Source organism: Streptomyces sp. NPDC127129 (assembly GCF_042671585.1).
Classification (GTDB): Bacteria; Actinomycetota; Actinomycetes; order Streptomycetales; family Streptomycetaceae; genus Streptomyces.
In genome coordinates, this window is the sequence record NZ_JBHXTV010000014.1 from 152,958 (window position 1) to 176,781 (window position 23,824).

24 protein-coding genes are annotated in these 23,824 nt (G+C 72.0%); 7 read left to right on the forward strand and 17 right to left on the reverse strand.

The genetic code is table 11. The features are described from left to right. Nucleotides 1–73 precede the first annotated feature (73 nt). Nucleotides 74–634: a hypothetical protein gene (locus ACFVGW_RS25940; RefSeq protein WP_385853659.1), complete on the forward strand. Its 561-nt coding sequence runs from the start codon at nucleotides 74–76 to the stop codon at nucleotides 632–634. A 150-nt stretch (nucleotides 635–784) separates the two neighbouring features. Here ACFVGW_RS25940 and ACFVGW_RS25945 read toward each other — a convergent pair whose 3' ends face one another. From ACFVGW_RS25945 to alr, 4 genes are all read right to left on the reverse strand, one after another. Next, nucleotides 785–967: a hypothetical protein gene (locus tag ACFVGW_RS25945; RefSeq protein WP_385853660.1), complete on the reverse strand. Its 183-nt coding sequence runs from the start codon at nucleotides 965–967 to the stop codon at nucleotides 785–787. A gap of 110 nt (nucleotides 968–1,077) precedes the next feature. Next, nucleotides 1,078–1,569: a tRNA (adenosine(37)-N6)-threonylcarbamoyltransferase complex ATPase subunit type 1 TsaE gene (tsaE, locus tag ACFVGW_RS25950; RefSeq protein ID WP_352188412.1), complete on the reverse strand. Its 492-nt coding sequence runs from the start codon at nucleotides 1,567–1,569 to the stop codon at nucleotides 1,078–1,080. Between the two features lie 10 nt (nucleotides 1,570–1,579). Continuing rightward, nucleotides 1,580–2,752 carry an alpha/beta fold hydrolase gene (locus tag ACFVGW_RS25955; RefSeq protein ID WP_383223141.1) on the reverse strand — a complete coding sequence of 391 codons (1,173 nt, stop codon included), beginning with the start codon at nucleotides 2,750–2,752 and terminating at the stop codon, nucleotides 1,580–1,582. A gap of 36 nt (nucleotides 2,753–2,788) precedes the next feature. Beyond that, complete coding sequence (gene alr, locus ACFVGW_RS25960; protein WP_385853661.1) at nucleotides 2,789–3,937, reverse strand: alanine racemase; 1,149 nt, start codon at nucleotides 3,935–3,937, stop codon at nucleotides 2,789–2,791. A 215-nt stretch (nucleotides 3,938–4,152) separates the two neighbouring features. Between alr and ACFVGW_RS25965 the strand changes: the two genes are divergently transcribed. After that, a complete protein-coding gene (locus ACFVGW_RS25965) occupies nucleotides 4,153–4,263 on the forward strand; it encodes a PT domain-containing protein (protein ID WP_385853711.1) in 111 nt (36 codons plus the stop codon). Nucleotides 4,264–4,451: 188 nt separating this feature from the next. On the opposite strand, the gene ACFVGW_RS25970 is transcribed toward ACFVGW_RS25965, so the two are convergent. From ACFVGW_RS25970 to ACFVGW_RS25985, 4 genes are all read right to left on the reverse strand, one after another. After that, nucleotides 4,452–5,879, reverse strand: coding sequence for an NAD(P)H-hydrate dehydratase (locus tag ACFVGW_RS25970; protein WP_385853662.1), 1,428 nt, complete (start codon nucleotides 5,877–5,879; stop codon nucleotides 4,452–4,454). A 221-nt stretch (nucleotides 5,880–6,100) separates the two neighbouring features. Further along, nucleotides 6,101–6,469, reverse strand: a complete 369-nt coding sequence (locus ACFVGW_RS25975) for a holo-ACP synthase (RefSeq protein WP_352188408.1) — start codon at nucleotides 6,467–6,469, stop codon at nucleotides 6,101–6,103. Nucleotides 6,470–6,473: 4 nt separating this feature from the next. Then, nucleotides 6,474–8,321 (reverse strand): glutamine--fructose-6-phosphate transaminase (isomerizing), encoded by a 1,848-nt coding sequence (glmS, locus tag ACFVGW_RS25980; protein WP_385853663.1) that lies wholly within the window; start codon nucleotides 8,319–8,321, stop codon nucleotides 6,474–6,476. 39 nt (nucleotides 8,322–8,360) lie between these two features. Continuing rightward, on the reverse strand, nucleotides 8,361–9,116 hold the full coding sequence (locus ACFVGW_RS25985; protein ID WP_385853664.1) for a hypothetical protein: 756 nt from the start codon (nucleotides 9,114–9,116) through the stop codon (nucleotides 8,361–8,363). A 173-nt stretch (nucleotides 9,117–9,289) separates the two neighbouring features. Between ACFVGW_RS25985 and coaA the strand changes: the two genes are divergently transcribed. Together coaA and ACFVGW_RS25995 are read left to right on the forward strand one after the other, a co-directional pair. Next, nucleotides 9,290–10,264, forward strand: coding sequence for a type I pantothenate kinase (coaA, locus tag ACFVGW_RS25990; protein WP_383223129.1), 975 nt, complete (start codon nucleotides 9,290–9,292; stop codon nucleotides 10,262–10,264). A 2-nt stretch (nucleotides 10,265–10,266) separates the two neighbouring features. After that, a complete protein-coding gene (locus ACFVGW_RS25995) occupies nucleotides 10,267–11,226 on the forward strand; it encodes a DUF389 domain-containing protein (protein ID WP_385853665.1) in 960 nt (319 codons plus the stop codon). Between the two features lie 12 nt (nucleotides 11,227–11,238). Here the strand turns inward: ACFVGW_RS25995 and glmM are convergent, their stop codons facing one another. From glmM to ACFVGW_RS26015, 4 genes are all read right to left on the reverse strand, one after another. Continuing rightward, nucleotides 11,239–12,597 carry a phosphoglucosamine mutase gene (gene glmM / locus ACFVGW_RS26000; RefSeq protein WP_385853666.1) on the reverse strand — a complete coding sequence of 453 codons (1,359 nt, stop codon included), beginning with the start codon at nucleotides 12,595–12,597 and terminating at the stop codon, nucleotides 11,239–11,241. Nucleotides 12,598–12,761: 164 nt separating this feature from the next. Further along, nucleotides 12,762–13,280, reverse strand: a complete 519-nt coding sequence (gene rpsI, locus ACFVGW_RS26005) for a 30S ribosomal protein S9 (protein ID WP_352188402.1) — start codon at nucleotides 13,278–13,280, stop codon at nucleotides 12,762–12,764. Between the two features lie 43 nt (nucleotides 13,281–13,323). After that, the gene (rplM, locus tag ACFVGW_RS26010; protein ID WP_015035600.1) at nucleotides 13,324–13,767 is read right to left on the reverse strand and encodes a 50S ribosomal protein L13; all 444 of its coding nucleotides are present in this window, start codon (nucleotides 13,765–13,767) and stop codon (nucleotides 13,324–13,326) included. A gap of 298 nt (nucleotides 13,768–14,065) precedes the next feature. Continuing rightward, a complete protein-coding gene (locus tag ACFVGW_RS26015; protein WP_385853667.1) occupies nucleotides 14,066–14,482 on the reverse strand; it encodes a winged helix-turn-helix transcriptional regulator in 417 nt (138 codons plus the stop codon). A gap of 106 nt (nucleotides 14,483–14,588) precedes the next feature. Here ACFVGW_RS26015 and ACFVGW_RS26020 point away from each other — a divergent pair, with 106 nt between their 5' ends. Beyond that, a complete protein-coding gene (locus ACFVGW_RS26020; protein WP_385853668.1) occupies nucleotides 14,589–15,539 on the forward strand; it encodes an NADP-dependent oxidoreductase in 951 nt (316 codons plus the stop codon). Nucleotides 15,540–15,559: 20 nt separating this feature from the next. On the opposite strand, the gene ACFVGW_RS26025 is transcribed toward ACFVGW_RS26020, so the two are convergent. Beyond that, the gene (locus ACFVGW_RS26025; RefSeq protein WP_383223119.1) at nucleotides 15,560–17,182 is read right to left on the reverse strand and encodes an ABC-F family ATP-binding cassette domain-containing protein; all 1,623 of its coding nucleotides are present in this window, start codon (nucleotides 17,180–17,182) and stop codon (nucleotides 15,560–15,562) included. Nucleotides 17,183–17,237: 55 nt separating this feature from the next. On the opposite strand from ACFVGW_RS26025, the gene ACFVGW_RS26030 reads away from it, so the two are divergent. After that, nucleotides 17,238–18,197, forward strand: coding sequence for a hypothetical protein (locus tag ACFVGW_RS26030; RefSeq protein ID WP_383573092.1), 960 nt, complete (start codon nucleotides 17,238–17,240; stop codon nucleotides 18,195–18,197). A 137-nt stretch (nucleotides 18,198–18,334) separates the two neighbouring features. Further along, nucleotides 18,335–20,590: an FG-GAP repeat domain-containing protein gene (locus tag ACFVGW_RS26035; protein ID WP_385853669.1), complete on the forward strand. Its 2,256-nt coding sequence runs from the start codon at nucleotides 18,335–18,337 to the stop codon at nucleotides 20,588–20,590. 60 nt (nucleotides 20,591–20,650) lie between these two features. Here ACFVGW_RS26035 and truA read toward each other — a convergent pair whose 3' ends face one another. The 4 genes from truA to rpsK form a co-directional block, all read right to left on the reverse strand. Then, the gene (gene truA, locus ACFVGW_RS26040; protein ID WP_385853670.1) at nucleotides 20,651–21,505 is read right to left on the reverse strand and encodes a tRNA pseudouridine(38-40) synthase TruA; all 855 of its coding nucleotides are present in this window, start codon (nucleotides 21,503–21,505) and stop codon (nucleotides 20,651–20,653) included. 79 nt (nucleotides 21,506–21,584) lie between these two features. Further along, complete coding sequence (gene rplQ / locus ACFVGW_RS26045; protein ID WP_352188396.1) at nucleotides 21,585–22,082, reverse strand: 50S ribosomal protein L17; 498 nt, start codon at nucleotides 22,080–22,082, stop codon at nucleotides 21,585–21,587. Between the two features lie 163 nt (nucleotides 22,083–22,245). Continuing rightward, complete coding sequence (locus ACFVGW_RS26050) at nucleotides 22,246–23,268, reverse strand: DNA-directed RNA polymerase subunit alpha (protein ID WP_003966937.1); 1,023 nt, start codon at nucleotides 23,266–23,268, stop codon at nucleotides 22,246–22,248. A 130-nt stretch (nucleotides 23,269–23,398) separates the two neighbouring features. Continuing rightward, on the reverse strand, nucleotides 23,399–23,803 hold the full coding sequence (gene rpsK / locus ACFVGW_RS26055) for a 30S ribosomal protein S11 (RefSeq protein ID WP_003956432.1): 405 nt from the start codon (nucleotides 23,801–23,803) through the stop codon (nucleotides 23,399–23,401). Between the last annotated feature and the right edge of the window lie 21 nt (nucleotides 23,804–23,824).

Sequence of the window (23,824 nt, forward strand, 5' to 3'; positions counted from 1 at the left end):
GCCCCGTCCCGGTCGCCCGCGACTGCTACCGTCACGACCGATACGTACGTACGAAAGAAAGGTGGGCGGCAGGGTGGCACGGAGCAGCTCGGGATTCGTGGCCGGGCTCACGGCGGCGGCGGTCGCCGCGGTCGCCTTCCTCGCCTACCAGGCGTCGGCGAACGCGCCCGCGGACGTCTCGGCCAGGCCGAGGACCACCGCGGCCCCTTCCTCCGCCGCGACCGGTGGCCCGCCGAAGCCCGTCAAGGACCCGCTCGCCGTGCCGGCGAACTCGGGCACCGGGACGCGTGTCGTCTACGCGCTGGGCGAGCGGCGGGTGTGGCTGGTGGACGCGAAGGGCCAGGCCACGCAGACCTTCTCGGTCATGCCGAGCACGGTCCACCCGGCGCCCGGGTCGTACAAGGTGACCTCGCGCTCGGGTGCGGTGACCGGCTCGGACGGCGTGCAGATCGAGCACGTGGTGCGGTTCGCGAGCGTGCAGGACGTGTCGGTCGGCTTCAGCGCCGCGGTCGACGGTTCGCTCCCGACGCCCGACGCGACGCGGAAGACGGGCGGCATCCGCATGAAGCGCGCGGACGGCAACGCGATGTGGACGTTCGCGTCGATCGGCGCGAAGGTCGTGGTCGTCGCGTAGGACGCGACGACCGGACGCAGTCGGAGCCGCCACGCCAGGCGGCCGGCGGTTCGGCTCCTCCGCGGCGCTCCCGTGCACGCGCGCCTGGCGCGCGCGGCCCACGCGCCGTGGCGTACCCGCCCCGCAGCACCGCGCCTTCACCCGTACGGGCTACGCCGCCTCGCGCTCGACGTCCCGCTCGACGGTGTCCGGACGGACGTTCTCCGGGCGGACGTTCTCCGGGCTGTCGGACTCTCTCGGCGGGGTCGACACCACGTTCGCCGCGGCACAGGACGCCAGCAGCTCACTCATCGAGATCCGCGCCTCCGCGCGCTCGCGCTCTGGCGTCGCCATGCATGCCTCCCGTAGGTTAGGTACACCTAACCAGCTCGTGCATCCATGTCACCACGGCTCGTGCGCTCGCCGCAACATCTTCCCGACACCTTGTCGGAACCTACGTACGTTCAGCTCAGCGCGAGGTTCTCGTCCGCCCAGCGCGCGCCGATCCCGTGCAGCGCGACCGTGCGCCGGTCGTCGTCCGTGTCACCCACCACGCGGTGGATCAGGATGTGGAGCCGGTCGTCCGTGAGGTCCTCGACCTTGCCGTCGCCCCACTCCACGACGACCACCGACTCGGGCAGCGAGACGTCCAGGTCGAGGTCCTCCATCTCGTCGAGTCCGCCGCCGAGGCGGTACGCGTCGACGTGGACCAGGGCCGGACCGCCGACCAGCGACGGATGGACGCGGGCGATGACGAAGGTCGGGGAGGTGACGGCGCCGCGCACGCCGAGGCCCTCGCCCAGGCCGCGGGTCAGCGTCGTCTTGCCGGCGCCGAGCTCGCCGGTGAGCATCACGAGGTCGCCCGGGCGCAGCAGCTTCGCCAGACGACGGCCGATCTCCTGCATCTCCTCCGGGGAGTCGATGTCGAGGGTGGCAGCGGAGTGCGGTTCTTCCATACGGCCCAACCTAACTGCTGCCGGCGCCCGCCCTGGCCGCGGTCGCCGGCACCGCTCCGACCTTCGCCAGCAGGTCCGCGAGCCGGTCCGTCACCGCTTCGGGGTGCTCCAGCATCACCAGGTGCCCGGCGTCGGGCACGATGACCAGCTCGGCGTCGGGCAGCAGATCGGCGATCGCCTCCGTGTGCGAGCTGGGGGTGACCAGGTCGCGGTCGCCGGCGAGCGCGAGCACGGGCACGTCGAGGAAGGCCGTGAGCGCCGCCGCCTTGTCGTGCTCGGCGAAGGCCGGGTAGAACTCCGCCACCACGTCGATCGGGGTGGACTCGATCATCCGCTCGGCGAATCGGGCGACGGCCGGGTCCACGTCCCTGGACGAGAAGGAGTACTTCTTGATCAGCCCGGCGAACAGGTCGGCCGTGGCCCTGCGGCCCCGTTCGACGAGTTCGGCCTGCGCGCCGAGCGCCTTCAGGACGCCCGGCAGGACCCGCCGCACCGCGTTGACCCCGGCCGTGGGCAGACCGTAGTTCACCTCGCCCAGCCTCCCCGCCGACGTACCGACGAAGGCGACGCCGACGACCCGTTCGCGGACGAGGTCGGGGTGGCGGTCGGCAAGGGCCATGATCGTCATGCCGCCCATGGAGTGCCCGACCAGGACCAGCGGCCCCTCGGGCGCGGCGGCGTCGATGACGGCCTTGAGGTCGCGGCCGAGCTGGTCGATGGAGACCGGCACCCCGTCCGGCCCGGACTGGGAGACGCCCCGGCCCGAGCGGCCGTGGCTGCGCTGGTCCCAGTAGACGGTACGGACGAGTCCGCGCAGCGCGTCCCGCTGGAAGTGCCAGGAGTCCTGGCCGAGGCAGTAGCCGTGGCTGAAGACCACGGTGACGGGCGCGGGCGCCTTGCGGCCGAAGAGTCTGCGGCGGCGCGGCGCCGGCGCGTCCGACTCGACGGCATCGGTCTCGTAGTAGAGCTCGGTGCCGTCGTCGGCGACCGCCTTGCCGGGAGTGCCGCGCAGGGCGCCGTAGGGCGCGGAGGTGTCGAGGGCGAGCCGCGCCTTCTGCCGCATGCCGCGCCCGACGGTGAGCCGCTCCACGGCGACCCCGGCCGCCGCGCCGGCGGCGAGGACGCCTATCGCGGCGCCGGCGAGACCGGCACGCCGCCAGTTGTCGGTGCTGGACTCGCTCACTGCCGCTCCCTGTTCGGTCGGTACTTGCCCGTTCGCTCAGCCGTTGACATAGACGCGCGGGACGCGCGCGCCGATGCGGGTGACGATCTCGTACGCGATGGTGTCGGCGGCCTCGGCCCAGTCCTGGGCCGTCGGCTCGCCCCGGTCGCCGGGGCCGAAGAGCACGGCCTCGGTGCCGGGCTCGACGGTGTCGCCGTCGAGGTCCACGACGAACTGGTCCATGGCGACCCTCCCGGCGACCCGGCGCACCCGGTCGCCGACCAGGACGGGACCGCGGCCGGAGGCGTGCCGGGGGACGCCGTCGGCGTACCCGACCGGCACGAGCCCGAGCCGGGTCTCGCGCTCGGTGACGTAGTGGTGTCCGTAGCTGACGCCGTGGCCGGCCGGGACCTGCTTCACGAGCGCGACGCTCGCCTTGAACGTCATCACGGGCCGCAGCCCGAAGTCGGCGGGGGCGCCGAGTTCGGGACTGGGCGAGACGCCGTACATGGCGATGCCGGGCCGGACCAGGTCGAAGTGGGTCTCGGGGAGGGTGAGGGTGGCCGGGGAGTTGGCGATGTGCCGGACCTCGGGCCGGACTCCGGCCTTCTCGGCGTAGTCGAGCATCGTGCGGAAGACGTCGAGCTGGGAGGCGATGGAGGGGTGGCCCGGCTCGTCGGCGCACGCGAAGTGCGACCAGAGTCCGGTGACCGTGACGCGCCCGTCCTTCTCCGCCTTGAGCGCCTCGCCGACGAGTTCGGGCCAGTCGGCGGGCTGGCAGCCGTTGCGCCCCAGGCCGGTGTCGGCCTTGAGCTGGATACGGGCCCGCCGCCCGGTCTCCCGCGCCGCCTCGACGACCTCGCGCAGGGCCCACAGCCCGCTGACGGTCATGTCGAGACCGGCCTCGATGCCCTCGGCCCAGGGGTCGCCGGGGGTCCAGAGCCAGCACAGGACCGGGACGTCCGTGATCCCGGCGGCGCGCAGCGCGAGCGCCTCGTGCGGGGTGGCGGTACCGAGCCAGGCGGCACCGGCGTCGAGCGCGGCGCGGGCACAGCGGACGGCGCCGTGTCCGTACGCGTCGGCCTTGACCACGGCCATGACCTGGGCGTGGGGCGCGACACGGGCACGCAGCGTGCGGACGTTCGCACGCAGCGCACCGAGGTCGATCTCGGCGCGGGCTCTGCGGGGCGGCGGTGTCTCAGTCATCGCGCCCAGTCTCTCAGGTGTCGGCCCCCGCACCGCTTTCCCGGGCTGTCGGCCCGATCACCCTCACGCGTCGGGCCGTACGCCCGGAGCCCCGGCGGGGCCCGTACGGGGGCGACGCGGGCCGCGGCGACCCCCGGCGGGGAGGCCCGACTGCCCCACCTGCCGACCTGCCGACCGGCTGACCGGCTGACCGGCCGACCAGCCCACCGATCGACCTGCCGACCGATCGACCTACTGACCGGCCGACCTGCCGACCGGCTGACCTGCCGACCGATCGACCTACTGACCGGCCGACCTGCCGACCGGCTGGCGGGCTGACGGGCTGACGGGCTGACGGGCCCACGGCCCACTACAAGCCGACCGGCCGACCGGCTGACGGGCCGACCTGCCGACCTGCCGACCGGCTGACGGGCTGACGGGCCCACGGCCCACTACAAGCCGACCGGCCGACCGACCGACGGGCTCACGGGCTCACGGCCCACTACAAGCCCACCGGCCCACCGGCCTGACCGGCCTACGACACCACGTCCCGCCACGCGGCCGGCAGGGCTTCGGCCACGTCGCCCGCCGCGATCGGGGCGCCGCCCGAGGCGCGGCGGGCCGCCAGGCCGTGGAGGTACGCGGCCACCGAAGCGGCGTCCCGGGCGCGCAGGCCGGCCGCGAGCAGCGACCCGGCGAGCCCGGACAGCACGTCCCCGCTGCCCGCCGTCGCCAGCCACGACGTACCGGTCGGGTTCACGCGTACCGGACCGGAACCCTCCGCCACCAGCGTCGTCGAGCCCTTCAGCAGCACCGTCGCGCCGAAGCGGGCCGCCAGCTCCCGTACCGCCCCGAGCCGTTCCGCCTCCACCGACTCCCGCGAGGCGCCGAGCAGCGCCGCCGCCTCCCCCGCGTGCGGGGTGAGCAGGGTCGGCGCCGTGCGCGCCCGTACCGCCTCCTCGTCCAGCTCGCGCAGTCCGTCCGCGTCGACCAGGACCGGCACGTCCGAGGCCAGGGCGTCCGCGACTCCCGGCCCGTCGCCGAGGCCCGGCCCGACGACCCACGCCTGCACCCGCCCCGCCTTCCCCGGCGACCCCTCGTGCACCAGCGTCTCCGGGTGGCGGGCGATCACCGCGTCACCGGCCGGCCCCACGTAGCGCACCGCGCCCGCACCGCCCCGCAGCGCGCCGGTCACGGCGAGCACCGCGGCGCCCGGGTAGCGGGCGGAGCCCGCGACGACGCCCACCACACCCCGCCGGTACTTGTCGCTCTCCGCACCCGGCACCGGCAACAGCCCGGCCACGTCCTCGTGTTGCAGCGCCTCCACGTCCGGCACGGACGGCAGACGGTCCGCGAGGCCGATGTCCACGAGCCGCAGCGCGCCCGCGTACGCACGCGCCGGGTCGATCAGGAGCCCCGGCTTGTACGCCCCGAACGTCACCGTCGCGTCCGCCCGCAGCGCCTCCCCCGCGACCTGCCCGGAGTCCGCGTCCACCCCGCTCGGCAGGTCGACGGCGACCACGGCCGCGTCCGAGCCGCGCGCCGCCCGGGCGACCGGGACCGCGGCCGGCCGCAGGCCGCCCTGCCCGCCGATCCCGGTGATCCCGTCGAGGACGAGGTCGGCCACGGCGAGCGCCTCGAACGGGTCCTCCGCCACCCGTCCCCCGGCCGCGAGCAGGGCGGCGAGGCCGCCCTCGTGGGCCCGCGAGCCGAGCAGGACGGCCGTCACTCCCGCCCCGCGCCGGGCGAGCCGCACGCCCGCGTACAGGGCGTCACCCCCGTTGTCCCCGCTGCCGACGAGCAGGACGACCCTCGCCCCGTACACATGGCCCCGGCCGAGCAGCGAGAAGCACGCGGCGGCGAGCCCCGCCGCCGCCCGTTGCATCAGCGCCCCCTCGGGCAGCGTCGCCATCAGCTCGGCCTCGGCGGCCCGTACGGTCTCCACGCGGTAAGCGGTACGCATGGTCCGCAGTCTGCCGCACCTCCCAAGCGCCCGCCCGGAAGCAGGGGTTGACGCCCCCTCGGCGATTAACTTAGGTTAGGCTCACCTAATCAATCGCACCACGCATCGCGTGGGTGCCCCACCGACACGCGCGCGACACCTCCCGCCGGCCCCGGGCCGCGCGCGGAGCCCCGGGGTCCGGCCGGCATCGGCCGGCCCCCGGGGCTCGTCCACGAACGGCCCTACCCCTCCGCGATCACCACCGCCGACGCCACCCCCGCGTCATGGCTCAGCGAGACGTGCCAGTGCCGGACGCCCAGTTCCGCCGCCCGCGCCGCCACCGTGCCGCGCACCCGCAGCCGGGGCTGACCGCTGGCCTCCAGATAGACCTCCGCGTCCGTCCAGTGCAGCCCCGCGGGCGCGCCCAGGGCCTTGGCCAGCGCCTCCTTGGCGGCGAAGCGGACGGCCAGGGACGCGGGGCCCCGGCGCTCGCCGCTCGGCAGCAGCAGCTCGCCGTCGACGAAGAGGCGCTGCAGCAGCCCCGGCGTCCGTTCGATCGACACGGCGAAGCGGTCGATCTCCGCCACGTCGATCCCCACCCCGATGATCATTCGCTCACTCCACGGTCACAGATTTCGCCAGGTTCCGCGGCTGGTCCACCTCGTTGCCCCGTGCCGTCGCCAGTTCGCAGGCGAAGACCTGCAGCGGCACGGTGGAGACCAGCGGCTGTAGCAGCGTAGGCGTTGCCGGGATGCTGATCAGATGGTCGGCGTACGGGACGACGGTCTCGTCGCCCTCCTCCGCGATCACGATCGTCCGTGCCCCGCGCGCCCGGATCTCCTGGATGTTGGAGACGATCTTGTCGTGCAGGACGGAGCGCCCGCGGGGCGACGGCACGACCACCACCACCGGCAGGTCCTCCTCGATGAGCGCGATCGGGCCGTGCTTCAGCTCACCGGCGGCGAAGCCCTCGGCGTGCATGTACGCCAGCTCCTTCAGCTTCAGCGCGCCCTCCAGGGCGACCGGGTAGCCGACGTGCCGGCCGAGGAAGAGGACGGTGTCCTTGTGGGCGAGGGAGCGGGCCAGGGCCCGTACCGGCTCCATGGTCTCCAGGACGCGCTCCACCTCGTCGGCGATCCGGGCGAGCTCGCGCACGACGGCGTGGATCTCGTCGCCCCACTTCGTGCCGCGCACCTGCCCGAGGTAGAGCGCGAGCAGGTAGCAGGCCACCAACTGCGTCAGGAAGGCCTTGGTGGACGCGACGGCGACTTCGGGACCGGCGTGCGTGTAGAGAACGGCGTCGGACTCGCGCGGGATGGTCGACCCGTTCGTGTTGCACACCGCCAGCACCTTGGCACCCTGCTCACGCGCGTGACGCAGCGCCATGAGCGTGTCCATCGTCTCGCCCGACTGCGAGATCGCGATGACGAGCGTGCGCTGGCCGAGGATCGGATCGCGGTAGCGGAACTCGCTGGCGAGCTCCACCTCGCAGGGGATCCTGGTCCAGTGCTCGATGGCGTACTTCGCGATCATGCCCGCGTGGAAGGCGGTGCCGCACGCGATGATCACGATCTTGTCGGCCTCGCGCAGGACCGCGTCGGGGATGCGCACCTCGTCGAGCCGGAGCCGGCCGTCGCCGTCGATCCGGCCGAGCAGGGTGTCCGCGACGGCCTTCGGCTGCTCGGCGATCTCCTTGAGCATGAAGTAGTCGTAGCCGCCCTTCTCGGCAGCCGAGGCGTCCCAGTCCACGTGGTACGACCGGACGTCGGCGGGGGCGCCGGCGAAGTCGGTGACCTCGACGCCCTCGCGGGACAGCTTCACGACCTGGTCCTGGCCGAGCTCGATCGCGGCGCGGGTGTGCGCGATGAACGCCGCGACGTCGGAGGCGAGGAAGTACTCCCCCTCGCCGACCCCCACCACCAGGGGCGAGTTGCGGCGCGCCCCGACGACCACGTCGGGCTCGTCCGCGTGCACGGCGACCAGGGTGAACGCCCCGTCGAGCCGCCGGCACACGAGCCGCATCGCCTCCGCCAGGTCGCCGCAGGAGGAGAACTCCTCGGCGAGGAGATGCGCCACGACCTCGGTGTCCGTCTCGGACGCGAGTGCGTGGCCGCGCTCCTCCAGCTCCGCGCGCAGGGCGGCGAAGTTCTCGATGATCCCGTTGTGGACGACGGCCACACGGCCCGCGTTGTCCAGATGCGGGTGCGCGTTGGCATCGGTCGGCCCGCCGTGGGTGGCCCAGCGGGTGTGTCCGATGCCGGTGGACCCGCTCGGCAGCGGCCGGTCCACCAGCTCCTTGTCCAGATTGACGAGCTTGCCCGCCTTCTTCGCCGCGGCCAGTCCCCCGTCGGAGAGCACCGCGACACCGGCCGAGTCGTAGCCCCGGTACTCGAGCCGCCTGAGGCCCGCGATCACCACATCAAGCGCCGACTGCCCGCCGACGTAACCCACGATTCCGCACATGTCGGCAGCCTACGACCGAACCCGCCCGGAGACCCGGAGTCAGCCGAGCTTGGCCGCCTGCGCGTCGATGAGGGTCTTCGGCTGCTCCTTGACCTTGCCGCCGAGGCTGATGACCGAGAACGACGCCAGCGTGTTGCCCTTACGGAAGGCCACCAGCTTGCTCGTCCACTCCTCCCCCTCCACGTCCGTGGTGACGGTGAAGGCGAGCGCCTCCTCGCCGGCGGTCACGGTGTCCGGGGCGACCTTGGTGATCTTCGTCTTCTCGCCGCCGCCGATGAGCGTGAAGCCGCCCGCGCACTCCGTGCCCGCCGCCTTCAGCGAGGCCAGCGCCTCCTGGGCGCCGCCGCCGTCGTACGAGCCGAGCGTCACGGACGTCACCGGGGCGCTGAGGATGCCCAGGGCCTCCTCGGGCGAGGCCGTCGCCCCTTCCGTCTTCGGCATCTCGATGGCCTTGCGCTGCACGCTGGCGCCCGGCTTGCCGGTCGCGACGAAGGACATCGCCTCGGCGAGCGGCGTGCAGGCGGGCTTGTCCGCGCTGACGTCCCCGGGCTTCACGACGTCCGCGGGCTCGGCCTTCTGGACCTGGTAGCCCTTGAGGTCGGCCTGCTCGACGATCAGCTTCTCCAGCTCGGCCGCCGACAGCGCCTTCGCGTCGGGCGCGGCGGAAGCGGACGCGGACCCCTTGGGCGCGTCCTTCCCCTTGTCCTCGCTCTTGTCCCCGGCACAGGCGGCAAGCACCAGCACCAGCGAGGCGGCGGAAGCGACAGCGGCGGCGGTTCTCACGGACGTACGCATCTGGATGCGACCTTCTGTTCCCTCGTGCCGCCCCATGAGACGGCGTCCCCCCGCGCGGGTCCACCCCACGCGGCAACCAGCATGATCACGGTAGAGCGGGGGTCGGACAACAGGTTTTCCGCGTGACCGAGCCCACGGCCCACATCCGCCCGTCACCCACGACAATGGGACCCGTGATCACTTCGCCGCCACGAAGCCAGCGCCGGCCCGAGGCCACGCCCTACGTCGACCTGACCAGGGACGAGTGGAGCGCGCTGCGCGACAAGACGCCGCTGCCGCTCTCCGCCGACGAGGTCGAGCGGCTGCGGGGGCTCGGCGACGTCATCGACCTCGACGAGGTCCGGGACATCTATCTGCCGCTCTCCCGGCTGCTCAATCTGTACGTCCAGGCCACCAGCGGGCTGCGCGGCGCGCTCAACACGTTCCTCGGCGAGCGTGCCGAGCAGCGCGGCACCCCGTTCGTCATAGGGGTCGCCGGCTCCGTGGCCGTCGGCAAGTCCACCGTCGCCCGGCTCCTCCAGGCGCTGCTCGCCCGCTGGCCCGAGCACCCGCGCGTGGAGCTGGTCACCACCGACGGCTTCCTCTATCCGATGGAGGAGCTGAAGGAGCGCGGGCTGATGTCCCGCAAGGGGTTCCCCGAGTCGTACGACCGCCGCGCCCTGACCCGCTTCGTCGCCGACATCAAGGCGGGGAAGGCGGAGGTCACCGCCCCCGTCTACTCCCACCTCATCTACGACATCGTGCCCGGCGAGCGGCTCGTGGTCCGCCGCCCCGACATCCTGATCGTCGAGGGGCTCAACGTCCTCCAGCCGGCGCTGCCCGGCAAGGACGGCCGGACACGGGTCGGTCTCGCCGACTACTTCGACTTCTCGGTCTACGTGGACGCCCGGCCCGAGGACATCGAACGCTGGTACCTCAACCGCTTCCGCCGGCTCCGGGAGACCGCGTTCCAGAACCCCTTCTCGTACTTCCAGAAGTACACCCAGGTCTCCGAGGACGAGGCCATGGAGTACGCCCGCACGATGTGGCGGACCATCAACAAGGTGAACCTGCTGGAGAACGTGGCGCCGACGCGCGGCCGGGCCACTCTCGTCGTACGCAAGGGACCGGATCACAAGGTGCAGCGTCTGAGCCTCCGTAAGCTCTGACCATGCTGCACCTTCGGATCATCACCCCGTCCGCCCGCACGGCAGCGGTCCTCGAACTGATCGACACGACCGTGGGCACCACCCATGTCGCGGTGCTCGAGGACGTGGCTCGCGATCCCTCGGGCGACATCGTGCTCTGCGACGTGGCCCGCGAGGCCGGCGATGAACTCCTGCACGGCCTGCGGGAGCTGGGCATCGACAAGGTGGGGTCGATCGCCGTCGGCAACATCGACCTGTCGCTCTCCGACCGGGCCGACAAGGCGGAGGAGGAGGCGCCGGGCGAGGCGGCGGACGCGGTGATCTGGGAGCAGCTGACGGACACCTCGCAGGAGGAGTCCACCCTCACCATCACCTACGCGGCCCTGATGATCGTGGCGACGATGATCGCGGCCTGCGGCGTGGTCCTGGACAACGCGATCCTGATCGTGGGGGCCATGGCGGTCGGTCCGGAGTTCGGCCCGCTCGCCGGGATCAGTACGGGCCTGGTGAGGCGCGCGCCGAGGGCCGTCTGGCGCTCGACGGTCGCCCTGGTGGTCGGCTTCGCCGCGGCGATCGTCGCGACGACCGTGTTCAGCCTGGTGATGGACGGCCTCGGTCAGTTCGACGAGGGCATGCTCGACGCGGCGCGCCCGAACACCGGCTTCATCTTCCAGCCCGACCCGTTCTCGTTCGTCGTCGCGCTGCTGGCGGGCGTGGCCGGAGTGGTCTCGCTGACCTCGTCCAAGGCCGGGGTGCTGGTCGGCGTGGCGATCTCGGTGACGACCGTCCCGGCCGCCGCGAACGCCGCAGTCGCCCTCAGCTACGGCGATCTGGCCCAGATGTGGGGCTCCGCCGAGCAGTTGCTGCTGAACCTCACCGGCATCATCGTCGCCGGGGTGCTCACGCTCATCGGCTGGAAACTGCTGTGGCGCACCCAGCGGGGCCGGATGACCCGGCCGCCGGGTGCGCCACGAGGCAAGTGACCGTCAGACGGCCTAGCCGAGCGCCGACTTCACGGCATCGGCCAGCCGGCCTGCGACGGACCGCGCCTGCTCGATGTCGGCGGCCTCGACCATCACGCGTACGAGCGGCTCGGTGCCCGAGGGGCGAAGCAGTACACGACCGGTGGTGCCCAGCTCCCGCTCGGCGTCGCCGACGGCGGCGGCCAGTTCGCCGGAGGTCTTCACCCGGGACTTGTCCACGTCGGGCACGTTGATGAGGACCTGCGGCAGCCGCTCCATGACACCGGCCAGCTCCGCGAGGGACTTGCCGGTGGCCGCGACCCGCGCCGCCAGCATCAGACCGGTGAGGGTGCCGTCGCCGGTGGTGGCGTGGTCGAGGACGATGACGTGCCCGGACTGCTCGCCGCCCAGTGCGTAGCCGTGCTCCTTCATCGACTCCAGGACGTAACGGTCGCCGACCGCCGTCTGCACCAGCTGGAGGCCCTCGCGCTCCATGGCCAGCTTGAAGCCGAGGTTGGACATCACGGTCGCGACGACGGTGTCGCCGCGCAGCGTCCCGGCCTCGCGCATGGCGAGCGCGAGCACGGCGAGGATCTGGTCGCCGTCGATCTCGTTGCCCGCCGCGTCGACGGCCAGGCAGCGGTCCGCGTCACCGTCGTGGGCGATGCCGAAGTGGGCGCCGTGCTCGACGACGGCTTCCTTGAGCAGGCCGAGGTGGGTGGAGCCGCAGCCGTCGTTGATGTTGAGGCCGTCGGGCTCCGCGCCGATGGTGACGACCTCGGCACCGGCCCGGGCGAACGCCTCGGGCGACACGCGCGCGGCCGCGCCGTGCGCCTCGTCGAGGACGACCTTGAGCCCGTCGAGGCGGTTCGGCAGGACGGCGATGAGGTGGGCGACGTACCTGTCGAAGCCCTCGTCGTAGTCACGGACCCGGCCGACGCCGGCGCCGGTCGGCCGCTCCCACGGGGCGCCGGTGCGGTGCTCCTCGTAGACGGACTCGATCCGGTCCTCCAGCTCGTCGGCGAGCTTGTGCCCGCCGCGGGCGAAGAACTTGATGCCGTTGTCGGGCATCGCGTTGTGGCTGGCGGAGAGCATCACGCCGAGGTCGGCGCCGAGCGCTCCGGTGAGGTACGCCACAGCGGGGGTGGGCAGGACACCGACGCGCAGGACGTCGACGCCCGCGCTCGCGAGGCCCGCCACGACGGCAGCCTCCAGGAACTCTCCCGACGCACGGGGGTCACGCCCGACCACCGCGGTCGGCCGATGGCCCTCGAAGGTCCCCGCCTCGGCGAGCACGTGCGCCGCCGCGACCGACAGGCCGAGCGCGAGCTCCGCCGTCAGATCCGCGTTCGCCACACCGCGCACACCGTCCGTGCCGAAGAGTCGTCCCACAGCTGTCCTCCGAAACTGCTCCGAAAAATGCGATCCCCTGAACGCGTGATGCCCGTTTTCGCGTCAAAGCTGCCCGAAAGGGCCCAGGGGGAGGAAAAGACGTACGCCCCGGCAGCACGGGCAGTGCCGCCGGGGCGTACGTGCAAAGCAGACCGAGCAGGCGATTAACGCTTGCTGTACTGCGGGGCCTTACGGGCCTTCTTGAGACCGGCCTTCTTGCGCTCGACCGCACGGTCGTCGCGGGAGAGGAAGCCGGCCTTCTTCAGCGGACCGCGGTTGTTCTCCACGTCCGCCTCGTTCAGGGCGCGGGCCACACCGAGGCGCAGGGCGCCGGCCTGACCGGAGACGCCGCCACCCGAGATGCGGGCGATGACGTCGTAGCGGTTGTCGAGCTCGAGCACCTTGAAGGGCTCGTTGACTTCCTGCTGGTGGACCTTGTTCGGGAAGTAGTCCTCGAGCGTACGCCCGTTGATCTTCCACTTGCCGGTGCCCGGGACGATCCGGACGCGGGCGATGGCGTTCTTGCGACGACCCAGGCCGGCGGCCGGCTGCGGGTCACCGAAGCGCGACGCCAGGGACTCCGAGGTGTACTCACCCTCGACGGGGACCTCGGACTCGAAGGTGGTGACCTCGGCGTAGGTCTCCTCGCCCTCGATGGGGTTCTCAACAGTGGTCTCGGCCACGATTCTCCTCAGATTTCTTTCGTTCTTAGGGGTGTGGCCGGAACTACTGCGCGACCTGGGTGATCTCGAACGGGACCGGCTGCTGGGCAGCGTGCGGGTGGTTCTCGCCCGCGTAGACCTTCAGCTTCGAGAGCATCTGACGGCCCAGGGTGTTCTTGGGGATCATGCCCTTGATGGCCTTCTCGACGGCCTTCTCGGGGTTCTTGTCCAGCAGCTCGTCGTAGCGGACGGAGCGCAGACCACCCGGGAAGCCGGAGTGGCGGTACGCCAGCTTCTGGGTCTTCTTGTTGCCGGAGAGGTGGACCTTGTCGGCGTTGATGATGATGACAAAGTCGCCCATGTCCATGTGGGGCGCGTAGACGGGCTTGTGCTTACCCCGGAGGAGGTTCGCAGCCGTCGTCGCCAGACGGCCCAGGACAACGTCCTGCGCGTCGATGATGTGCCACTGGCGAGTCACATCGCCGGGCTTGGGGCTGTACGTACGCACTTCGTAGCCTTCGCTTCTTCAGTGGATGGAGTCCAGACACACCTGAAGCGATCATGCAGCTGGGGCCTGCACTGCCGGGAACACCGCCCGTATGCGAGCCACTGGTAACTGCTCCAGGGAACCTGCGTAAGGGCCCTTCGCGTGAGAACGACGAAGCCAATACGCATAACAAACCGCAACAGTACCCGCGCCACCCCGGACGGGTCAAAACGCCTCCGCCCTGCCCGGCCCACCGCGCCCGCTCGTCCCGGCGCACCGCGCGAGCTCGTCCCGGCCCACCGCACCCGCTCGTCCCGGCTCAGCGCACCCGCCCGTCCCGCGGCGCCCCGTCGTAGGCCTCCCGCGAGGCGAGGACCTCCTCGATGTGCCCGTCCGCCCAGTCCTTCACGGCCCGGACCACCGGCAGCAGGCTCACCCCGAGCGCGGTCAGCTCGTAGTCCACCCGCACGGGCACGGACGGCGTCACCGACCGGGCCACGAGGCCGTCCCGCTCCAGCGCCCGCAGTGTCTGCGTGAGCATCTTCTGGCTGACGCCGGCGATCGTGCGGCCCAGGTCGCTGTAGCGCCGCGGGCCGTCGGCGAGGGCGCTCAGGACCAGGGTGACCCACTTGTCGGCGATCCGGTCGAGCAGCTGCCGGGCGGGGCACTCGGCGAGGTAGGCGTCATAGGCGCGACGCGCCTCCTCACGCTGCTGCGCGGCGGTACGCGTGGCCATGGGCGCCCCTCCCCGTGCGGTACGCACTCCCGGGTACGTACTTCCCCACGGAGAGTAGCTCTCCCTAGGTTCGCGGCAACAGTCCTTCCATGGAAAGGCGGCCGCCGTGCGCGCCCTCGTCATCGACTCCTTCGGCGGACCGGAGGTCCTGCGGATCGCCGACGTACCCGCCCCCACGCCCCCGGGCCCCGGACAGGTCCGGGTCCGCGTCGAGGCGGCAACGGTCAACCCCGTGGACCTGGCCACACGCTCCGGTGCGCTCGCGGCCGCCGGGCTGATGCCCGCACGGGCACGGACCGGCCTCGGCTGGGACGTGGCGGGCGTGGTCGAGGAGACGGGACCCGGGGTCGCCGAGCCGCGCCCCGGCGACCGGGTCATCGGCCTGCACGACCGCCTGGACGTGCCGCTCGGCACCCAGGCCGAGCAGGTCGTGCTCGACGCCCGCGCCCTCGCCCCGGCCCCCGCGGGCGTCTCCGCCGCCGCGGCCGCCACGCTGCCGCTGAGCGGTCTCACCGCCCTCCAGGCCCTCGACGCGCTCGGGCTCTCCCGGGGCGAGACGCTGCTGGTCACCGGAGCGGCGGGAGCGGTGGGCGGCCACACCGTGCAGCTCGCCGTCGCGCGCGGGCTGCGGGTCGTGGCGTCCGCCCGGGAGAACGACGAGGCGCTCGTCCGCGGCCTGGGGGCGGAGCGCTTCGTGCCGGACACGGCCGACCGCCTCGGGGAGGCGGTCCGCGCGCTGGTACCCGGGGGCGTGGCCGGGGCGGTGGACGCCGCGGTCCTGGGAGCGACAGCCCTCGACGGCGTGCGCTCCGGCGGAGCCTTCGCGGCGCTCGTCGCGGGCGGGGCCCCGGTCCCGCTGCGGGGCACCCGGGTCCACCAGATCTGGATCCGCGCCGACGGCCGGGCCCTGGCGGCGCTGGCCGCCCTCGCCGAGGCCGGCACCCTGACCCCACGGGTCGCGGCCACTCTCCCCCTCGCGGCGGCGCGGGACGCCCACGAGCGCCTGGCGGCGGGCGGCGTGCGGGGCCGCCTGGTCCTGCTCCCGCAGAAGCCCTGAGGACCCGGCGGCATCCGCCGTCAGCGCACCCGCTCGACCCGTCGCTCGTCCCACACCGGCTCGGAGGTCTCCCGGACGATCCCGTCCGAGCCGAAGACGAGATACCGGTCGAAGGTCTTCGCGAACCAGCGGTCGTGCGTGACGGCCAGCACCGTGCCGTCGTACGACTCCAGGCCGTCCTGGAGCGCCTCCGCGGACTCCAGGTCCAGGTTGTCCGTCGGCTCGTCCAGGAGCAGCGCCGTCGTGCCGGACAGCTCCAGGAGCAGGATCTGGAAGCGGGCCTGCTGGCCGCCCGAGAGCTTCTCGAAGGGCTGGTCGCCCTGCCCCTCCAGCTCGTACCGCCGCAGGACCGACATCGCCGCGCCCCGGTCCTTCGCGTGCTCCGACCAGAGGATGTCGACGAGCGAGCGGCCCAGGAGCTCCGGGTGGGCGTGGGTCTGCGCGAAGTGACCCGGCACGACCCGCGCGCCGAGCTTCCACTCGCCGGTGTGGGCCACGGACGGGTCCCCGGCCAGCAGACGCAGGAAGTGCGACTTGCCGGACCCGTTCGAGCCGAGGACGGCGACCCGCTCCCCGTAGAAGATCTCCAGCGAGAACGGCTTCATCAGACCGGTCAGCTCGAGGTTCTCGCAGGTCACCGCCCGCACACCGGTCCGGCCGCCGCGCAGCCGCATCCGGATGTCCTGCTCGCGCGGCGGCTCCGGCGGCGGGCCTGCCTCCTCGAACTTCCTCAGCCGGGTCTGCGCCGCCGCGTACCGGGACGCCATCTCATGGCTGACCGCCGCCGCCTGCCGCAGGTTGATCACCAGCTTCTTCAGCTGCGCGTGCTTCTCCTCCCAGCGCCGCTTCAGCTCCTCGAAGCGGGCGAACCGCTCGCGCCGGGCGTCGTGGAAGGTCTCGAAGCCGCCGCCGTGCACCCAGACGTCCGACCCGGTCGGGCCCGGCTCGACCGCGATGATCTTCTGCGCGGCCCGGGCGAGCAGCTCCCGGTCGTGGGAGATGAAGAGCACGGTCTTACGGGTCTCCCGCAGCCGCTCCTCCAGCCACCGCTTGCCGGGGACGTCCAGGTAGTTGTCCGGCTCGTCGAGGAGCAGCACCTCGTCGGTGCCGCGCAGCAGCGACTCCAGGACCAGCCGCTTCTGCTCGCCGCCGCTGAGCGTGCGGACCTCCCGGAACTGCGCCTTCTCGTACGGGACGCCCAGCGCCGCCATGGTGCACATGTCCCAGACGGTCTCGGCCTCGTACCCCTGGACCTCCGCCCAGTCGCTGAGGGCCTGCGCGTACGTCATCTGCGCGGCCTCGTCGTCGACCGTCATGATCAGGTGCTCGGCCGCGTCCACCGCCTTCGCCGCCTCGCGGATGCGCGGCTGGGCCACGGAGACCAGCAGGTCACGAACCGTACGGTCGTCCCGGACCGAGCCGACGAACTGCGGCATCACACCGAGCCCGCCGCTCACGGTCACCGAGCCGCCGTGCGGCTGGAGCTCCCCGGCGATCATGCGGAGCAGCGTGGTCTTCCCGGCGCCGTTGGCCCCGACCAGGGCGACGACCGCGCCCTCCCCGACCCGGAAGGAGGCATCCGCGAGCAGGACCCTCCCGTCGGGAAGGTAGTACTCCAGATGCGCGGCCTCGACATGTCCCATGGGGGCATTGTCGCCGCCCGCACCGCCTGCGCCCAACCGGTTTAGGATGCGCGGCATGAGCTTTGGGGGACCCCAGTGGCCGCAGGAGCCGCAGCAGCCGTACGGGCAGCAGCCGCAGCAGCCGGGACAGCAGCAGTACGGACAGCAGTACGGGAACCAGTACGGGCCGCAGGGCCCAGGGGGACAGCCGAGCCCCTTCCCGGGCGCCACGGACGGCGGGACACCCGACTGGGGCGCCCTCGCCGACGCCTCCGCGGCCGGACGGCGCCGTAAGCGCTGGCTGGTGGTCGGCGGTGGCGTGCTCGCGGCCCTCGTGGTCGGCGCGGTCGTCGCCACGGCCGTGGTGAACAGCAACAAGGGCAACGGCACGGCGAAGAACGGCACGGTGACCCCGACCGGCTCGGCCGCCCCCAGCGGCTCCCCCACGCCCGGCCCGTCGTTCTCCTCCGTCGCGCCGCCGCCCCCGCCCAACCCCAAGGACTACATCTCGGACGAGAAGAAGGACAAGGCGCCGCTGAGCGCCGAGGGCCTCTTCCCGGGCAAGAAGCTGACCATGAGCGGCCGCGCCTACACGAAGGGCGCGACCTCCTCGACGGCCGACTGCGCGAGCGTCACGCAGGGGGGTCTGGGCGCGGTCCTGAAGAAGAACGGCTGCGACCGGGTGATCCGCGCCACGTACGTGAAGGACGGGGTGGCCATCACCGTCGGCGTCGCCGTGTTCCCCACCGAGGCGGCCGCCCTGAAGGCGAAGAACCAGGCCAGCGGCGGCATCGCGCCACTCGCCGGGGCGGGCGTCAAGGACTTCTGCCGCGCCACGGTCTGTCTGCGCCGGGCGAACTCGATCGGCCGGTACGCGTACTTCACCCAGGCGGGCTTCACCGACGGCAAGAAGGTCACCACGTCCGACAAGGGCGTCTTCCAGGCCAGCGACGACCTGGGCACCTTCGCCTTCAACCAGATCTACGCCCGCGGCAAGTCCCAGGCCTCCGCGGCGGCGGGCGCTCCCCAGGAGTAGGCGGGCGCCGCCCGTGCGGGCCTGAGGCCGTCGCCTCGTGATCGTACGGCTCGTACAACTTTCCCCCCTGATGGCGTGTCGACCCTGGTGATACGCACTCCCGTGCGTACCGACCCAGGTGCTCCCCAGGAGGAAGATTGCTTTCCGTACGCGCTCCCCGACGCGGCATCGCCGGCTCCGTGGCCACGGTCCTCGCCGTCACCCTCGGCGCCGGTGTCCTGAGCGTCCCGGCGGCCGTGGCCGCGCCCGGCGCGGTCTTCGCCGCGGCGGAGACCCGGGACGGCGTCGCCCGGATTCCCTTCAACGCCCAGGTCCTGAGCGCCGGAGCCGCCGGCTTCTTCTCCGCGAACGAGGCCACGCGCGACGGGTTCTCCTGGACGCGCTACGCCGACGGCAAGACCTCGCCGGTCGGGGGACAGACGGAGTCGTTCGGCGGCGACCTCTACTTCGACTACCTCGAGCACGCGGCGGTGAACATGGCGACGGGCGCCACGTTCGTCCTGCCCGCCGACAACAGGGAGGAGGTGGGCCTCGCGGGCGGGGCCGTCTTCACGGCCAAGACCACGACGGACGGCACCACCCTGTGGATGCACACCGCCGAGGGCAGCCGCCAGGTCACCGGCCTGCCCACCGGTGCCAAGAACTTCGGCGTCTGGGCCGGGGACCGTACGCACGGCCTGGTCAGCTTCACCGGCGCCGACGAGACCGAGCGCCACGCACTCGTCGACTTCGCCACGGCCGAGGCCACCGGAACCTTCGCGACCCCGAGCCTGCCGAAGCGCCCGTACAGCCTGGACGGCGTGCGCGTCTCCGTCTCCGCGACCCGCCTCGCCTGGAGCGAGCACGACGCGGCGACCGGACACGCGCGCGCGATCGTCCGGGACCGCGCCACCGGCGAGGAGAGGGCCGTCGATCTCGGCCCGGCGAAGTCCCGTCCGTCGGTCGGCCTGGTCGGCGACTGGCTCGTCTACGGACTGAACGGCACCTGGGCGACCAAGCCGTCGCCGATCCACTCCCTGCGCGCGCTGAACCTGGCGAGCGGGACCGGCGAGCCGGTCACGCTCCTCGACCACTTCCAGACCATGGCCACCGAAGCTGCCGCCGGCAGCCTGCTGGTCAGCGGCGGCCTGCTCGGCTCGGGCGACGGCGCCTACCGCATCGCGCAGGGCCAGGACGGCAAGCCCGCCGCCACATTCGTCGCGAGCACCGGGGCCCCGACCGAGACGGCCGAGATGAGCCCGGCCGAGGTGCCCTCAGGAACGGTCGACCTGGACGCCAACGACTGGGGCCCCTACTTCACCTGGTACTTCAACCACCGCAACACGACGGTGGACTTCACGCTGCGGCACGTCCGGACCGGAGTGACCCAGCACCGCACCACCGACCTCTTCGACGAGTCCGGCGGCTGGGACGGCTGGCACCCCGGCGGCTTCCCCTTCCGGACGTGGTCCGGGGACCGGTTCGACATCACGAACCCCGACGGTTCGGCCGCGCGCATCTCCGCCTACAACGGCGAGTACACCTGGGAGATGACCGCCTCGTCCTCCATCGGTGTCGGACCCGCCCTGAAGCGGTCGGGCACCTTCACCCTCGCCCGTTCCCCCAAGATGCACGACTTCGACGACAACGGCTCGACCGACCTGCTCGCCCGGGACGCCTCCGGCACCCTGTGGTCCGACACCACCTACCGTAACGACCGCTACACGGACGAGAAGAACGTGGCGGAGGCCAGGATCGGCGGTGGCTGGCAGATCTACGACCGGATCGAGACCACCGGCGACATCGCCGGCTCCCCCGCCACCGATCTCGTCGCCCGCGACAAGGACGGCGTCCTCTGGCTCTACCAGGGCGACGGAAACGGCGGCTTCACCCCCCGCGTGAAGGTCGGCGGTGGCTGGCAGACCTACGACAAGCTCACCGGCGGCAGCGACTACACCGGCGACGGCCGGCCCGACCTCCTCGCCGCCGACAGGACCGGCACCCTCTACCTCTACGCCTCCACCGGAAACACCAACGCCCCCTTCTCCGCCCGCAAGAAGATCGGCACCGGCTGGGGCGTCTACAACCAGCTCACCGCCGTCGGCAACATCGCCGGAGCAGCCCCCGGAGACCTCGTCGCCCGCGACAAGGACGGCGTCCTCTGGTTCTACCTCGGCAAGGGCGACGGCACCTTCACCGGCCGCACCCGCATCGGCGGCGGCTGGAACCGCTACAGCGAGCTGATCGGTTCCGGAGACTACGACGGCGACGGCAAGAACGACCTCATCGCCTACGAGGCCGCCACCAGGTCCGCCTACTACTTCCAGGGCACGGGCAAGCGCTACACCCCGTTCAACCTGCAGCGCGTCAGCTCCGGGCTCTTCCGCGGCGGCTCCTACAACCAGCTGGGCTGAGCGGAGGCCGCCTCGGCGGGCACCCCGCCGAGACGGCCGTACACCCGCGGGAGCGCCGGATCAGCAGCAGCCGGCGCCCGGCAGGGTGCGCTTGTTCCTGGCCTCGAGGTTACGGGCGGCCAGGAGCTCGTCGGCCGGGTAGCCGACCTCTTCGAGGGTGAGGCCGTGCGGCCTGACCACGTGCACGGCCGAATCCCGCACACCCGCCGCCAGGACCTTCGCGGGCCACTCCACCGGGCGGTGTCCGTCGCCGACGAAGAGCAGCGCGCCGACGAGCGAGCGGACCATGTTGTGGCAGAAGGCGTCCGCCTTCACGGTCGCTTCGAGGACGCCTCCGGGCCGCCGCTCCCACCGCAGCTCCTGGAGCGTACGGATGGTGGTCGCGCCCTCGCGCCTCTTGCAGTACGCGGCGAAGTCGTGCTCGCCGACGAGCCGCTCGGCGGCCGCGTTCATCGCGTCCATGTCGAGGGTCCAGTCGTGCCACAGGACGTGACCGCGCAGGAGGGGGTCGACACCGCCGGGGTTGTCCGTGACGCGGTAGGCGTAGCGGCGCCAGATCGCGGAGAAGCGCGCGTTGAACCCGGCGGGCGCCTCGGTGAGCCGCCAGACCCGTACATCGTGGGAGAGCCGCCCGGCGAGCCGCCTGAGCAGCTTGTCCCGGTGCTCGGCCCACAGCTCGACGGGCAGATCGACGTGGGCGACCTGCCCGCGCGCGTGCACACCGGCGTCGGTGCGGCCGGCGACGGTCAGCTCGTACGTCTCCTTGGAACGGGTGACGGTCTTCAGGGCGTCCTCGATGTCGCCCTGGACGGTCCGCTGTCCCTGCGCCTGCTTGGCCCAGCCGGAGAAGTCCTTGCCGTCGTACGAAAGGTCGAGCCGTACCCGTACGAAGCCGTCCTGCACGTCGTCGCTCACGCGATCAATCCTCTCAACATCACGGGAACGGGCCCGTACCCCTAGGGGTACGGGCCCGCACACAGGATCGTCGGAACGCTTACGCGTCCTTCGACTCCTCGGCCGGGGCCTCAGCGGCGTCCTCGGCCTTGGTGTCCTCGACCTTGGCGGCCTCGTCGGCCTCCTTGACGGCACGCTTGGCGGCGGCCTCGGCCTCGGCGACGGTCGCCTTCTTGGCGATCTCGCCCTCGACCAGCTCGATCACAGCCATCGGGGCGTTGTCGCCACGACGGTTGCCGATCTTGGTGATACGGGTGTAGCCACCCGGGCGCTCGGAGTAGCGCGGGGCGATCTCGGTGAAGAGCGTGTGGACGACGCCCTTGTCCGTGATCGTCTGCAGCACCAGGCGACGGTTGTGGATGTCGCCCTTCTTCGCCTTGGTGATCAGGCGCTCGGCGACCGGACGCAGGCGGCGGGCCTTGGCCTCGGTCGTGGTGATGCGGCCGTGCTCGAAGAGGGACTTCGCCAGGTTGGCGAGCAGCAGACGCTCGTGAGCGGCACTGCCACCGAGGCGGGCACCCTTGGCGGGACGCGGCATGGTGTTTCTCCTTGTGATCTGCACCGGCCGTGTGAGGTACCGGTGTCAGTGTCCGAGCGGGCGGTTACCCGTCGGAGACCCGCGCCCCCAGAGGGGCGCGGGGAACTGCGCGGCCGGCCGGAACCGGCCCGCAGCAAGAACGAGACCTGTCGGTCCCGAGCTGTCAGTACTGCTCGGTCTCGACGAAGCCCGCGTCCGCGTCGTCGTCGGCGCCGAAGGCGTCGGCGGCGGCGGTCGGGTCGAATCCGGGCGGGCTGTCCTTGAGGGCCAGGCCCATGCCGGCCAGCTTCGCCTTGACCTCGTCGATCGACTTCGCACCGAAGTTGCGGATGTCGAGCAGGTCGGCCTCGGAGCGCGCCACGAGCTCACCCACGGAGTGGATGCCCTCACGCTTGAGGCAGTTGTACGAACGAACGGTGAGCTCGAGCTCCTCGATCGGCAGCGCCAGGTCGGCGGCGAGGGCGGCGTCCGTCGGGGACGGGCCCATGTCGATGCCCTCGGCGTCGATGTTGAGCTCGCGCGCCAGACCGAACAGCTCGACCAGGGTCTTGCCGGCGGACGCCATGGCGTCACGCGGGCGCATGGCCTGCTTGGTCTCGACGTCGACGATCAGCTTGTCGAAGTCGGTGCGCTGCTCGACACGGGTCGCCTCGACCTTGTACGTGACCTTGAGCACCGGCGAGTAGATGGAGTCGACCGGGATACGGCCGATCTCCTGGCCCACCTGCTTGTTCTGCACGGCGGAGACGTAGCCGCGACCGCGCTCGACGGTCAGCTCCATCTCCAGCTTGCCCTTGCCGTTGAGCGTGGCGAGCACCAGGTCGGGGTTGTGCACCTCGACACCGGCCGGCGGGGCGATGTCAGCAGCGGTGACCAGGCCGGGACCCTGCTTGCGCAGGTACATCACGACCGGCTCGTCGTGCTCCGAGGAGACGACCAGCTGCTTGATGTTCAGGATGAGGTCGGTGACGTCCTCCTTGACGCCCGGCACGGTGGTGAACTCGTGCAGGACACCGTCGATGCGGATGGACGTGACCGCCGCACCCGGGATCGAGGAGAGGAGCGTACGACGGAGGCTGTTGCCGAGCGTGTAGCCGAAGCCCGGCTCCAGGGGCTCGATGACGAACCGCGAGCGGAATTCGTCGACGACCTCTTCGGTCAGCGAGGGACGCTGAGCGATCAGCATGGTGTGAATCCTTCGGTTGTGGACGCCCACTATTTGACGTCCGACAGAGAGGTACTACCAAGGGTACGGGCGGCACCCCTCCGAAGAGGTGTACCGCCCAACCCTCAGAACAACCGTTGCCGGTCGTGCGTCAGACGCGACGACGCTTCGGCGGACGGCAGCCGTTGTGCGGCGTGGGGGTGACGTCCTGGATCGAACCGACCTCGAGGCCCGTGGCCTGGAGGGAGCGGATCGCGGTCTCACGGCCGGAGCCGGGACCCTTGACGAAGACGTCGACCTTGCGCATGCCGTGCTCCTGCGCGCGGCGAGCGGCCGACTCGGCGGCCATCTGCGCGGCGAACGGGGTGGACTTGCGCGAGCCCTTGAAGCCGACGTGGCCGGCGGAGGCCCAGGAGATCACGTTGCCCGAGGGGTCGGTGATCGAGACGATCGTGTTGTTGAACGTGCTCTTGATGTGCGCGTGGCCGTGAGCGACGTTCTTCTTTTCCTTGCGGCGCACCTTCTTGGCAGCGCCCTGACGACCCTTGGGGGGCATCTATAACTCCTACGGGAGGTG

What these genes read in the sequence shown, in the direction of transcription:
- ACFVGW_RS25945 (WP_385853660.1), bottom strand. Translation starts at nt 967, where the DNA reads ATGGCGACGCCAGAGCGCGAGCGCGCGGAGGCGCGGATCTCGATGAGT.
- tsaE (WP_352188412.1), bottom strand. Translation starts at nt 1,569, where the DNA reads ATGGAAGAACCGCACTCCGCTGCCACCCTCGACATCGACTCCCCGGAG.
- alr (WP_385853661.1), bottom strand. Translation starts at nt 3,937, where the DNA reads ATGACTGAGACACCGCCGCCCCGCAGAGCCCGCGCCGAGATCGACCTC.
- ACFVGW_RS25970 (WP_385853662.1), bottom strand. Translation starts at nt 5,879, where the DNA reads ATGCGTACCGCTTACCGCGTGGAGACCGTACGGGCCGCCGAGGCCGAG.
- ACFVGW_RS25975 (WP_352188408.1), bottom strand. Translation starts at nt 6,469, where the DNA reads ATGATCATCGGGGTGGGGATCGACGTGGCGGAGATCGACCGCTTCGCC.
- glmS (WP_385853663.1), bottom strand. Translation starts at nt 8,321, where the DNA reads ATGTGCGGAATCGTGGGTTACGTCGGCGGGCAGTCGGCGCTTGATGTG.
- ACFVGW_RS25985 (WP_385853664.1), bottom strand. Translation starts at nt 9,116, where the DNA reads ATGCGTACGTCCGTGAGAACCGCCGCCGCTGTCGCTTCCGCCGCCTCG.
- ACFVGW_RS25995 (WP_385853665.1), top strand. Translation starts at nt 10,267, where the DNA reads ATGCTGCACCTTCGGATCATCACCCCGTCCGCCCGCACGGCAGCGGTC.
- ACFVGW_RS26015 (WP_385853667.1), bottom strand. Translation starts at nt 14,482, where the DNA reads ATGGCCACGCGTACCGCCGCGCAGCAGCGTGAGGAGGCGCGTCGCGCC.
- ACFVGW_RS26025 (WP_383223119.1), bottom strand. Translation starts at nt 17,182, where the DNA reads ATGGGACATGTCGAGGCCGCGCATCTGGAGTACTACCTTCCCGACGGG.
- ACFVGW_RS26030 (WP_383573092.1), top strand. Translation starts at nt 17,238, where the DNA reads ATGAGCTTTGGGGGACCCCAGTGGCCGCAGGAGCCGCAGCAGCCGTAC.
- rplQ (WP_352188396.1), bottom strand. Translation starts at nt 22,082, where the DNA reads ATGCCGCGTCCCGCCAAGGGTGCCCGCCTCGGTGGCAGTGCCGCTCAC.
- ACFVGW_RS26050 (WP_003966937.1), bottom strand. Translation starts at nt 23,268, where the DNA reads ATGCTGATCGCTCAGCGTCCCTCGCTGACCGAAGAGGTCGTCGACGAA.
- rpsK (WP_003956432.1), bottom strand. Translation starts at nt 23,803, where the DNA reads ATGCCCCCCAAGGGTCGTCAGGGCGCTGCCAAGAAGGTGCGCCGCAAG.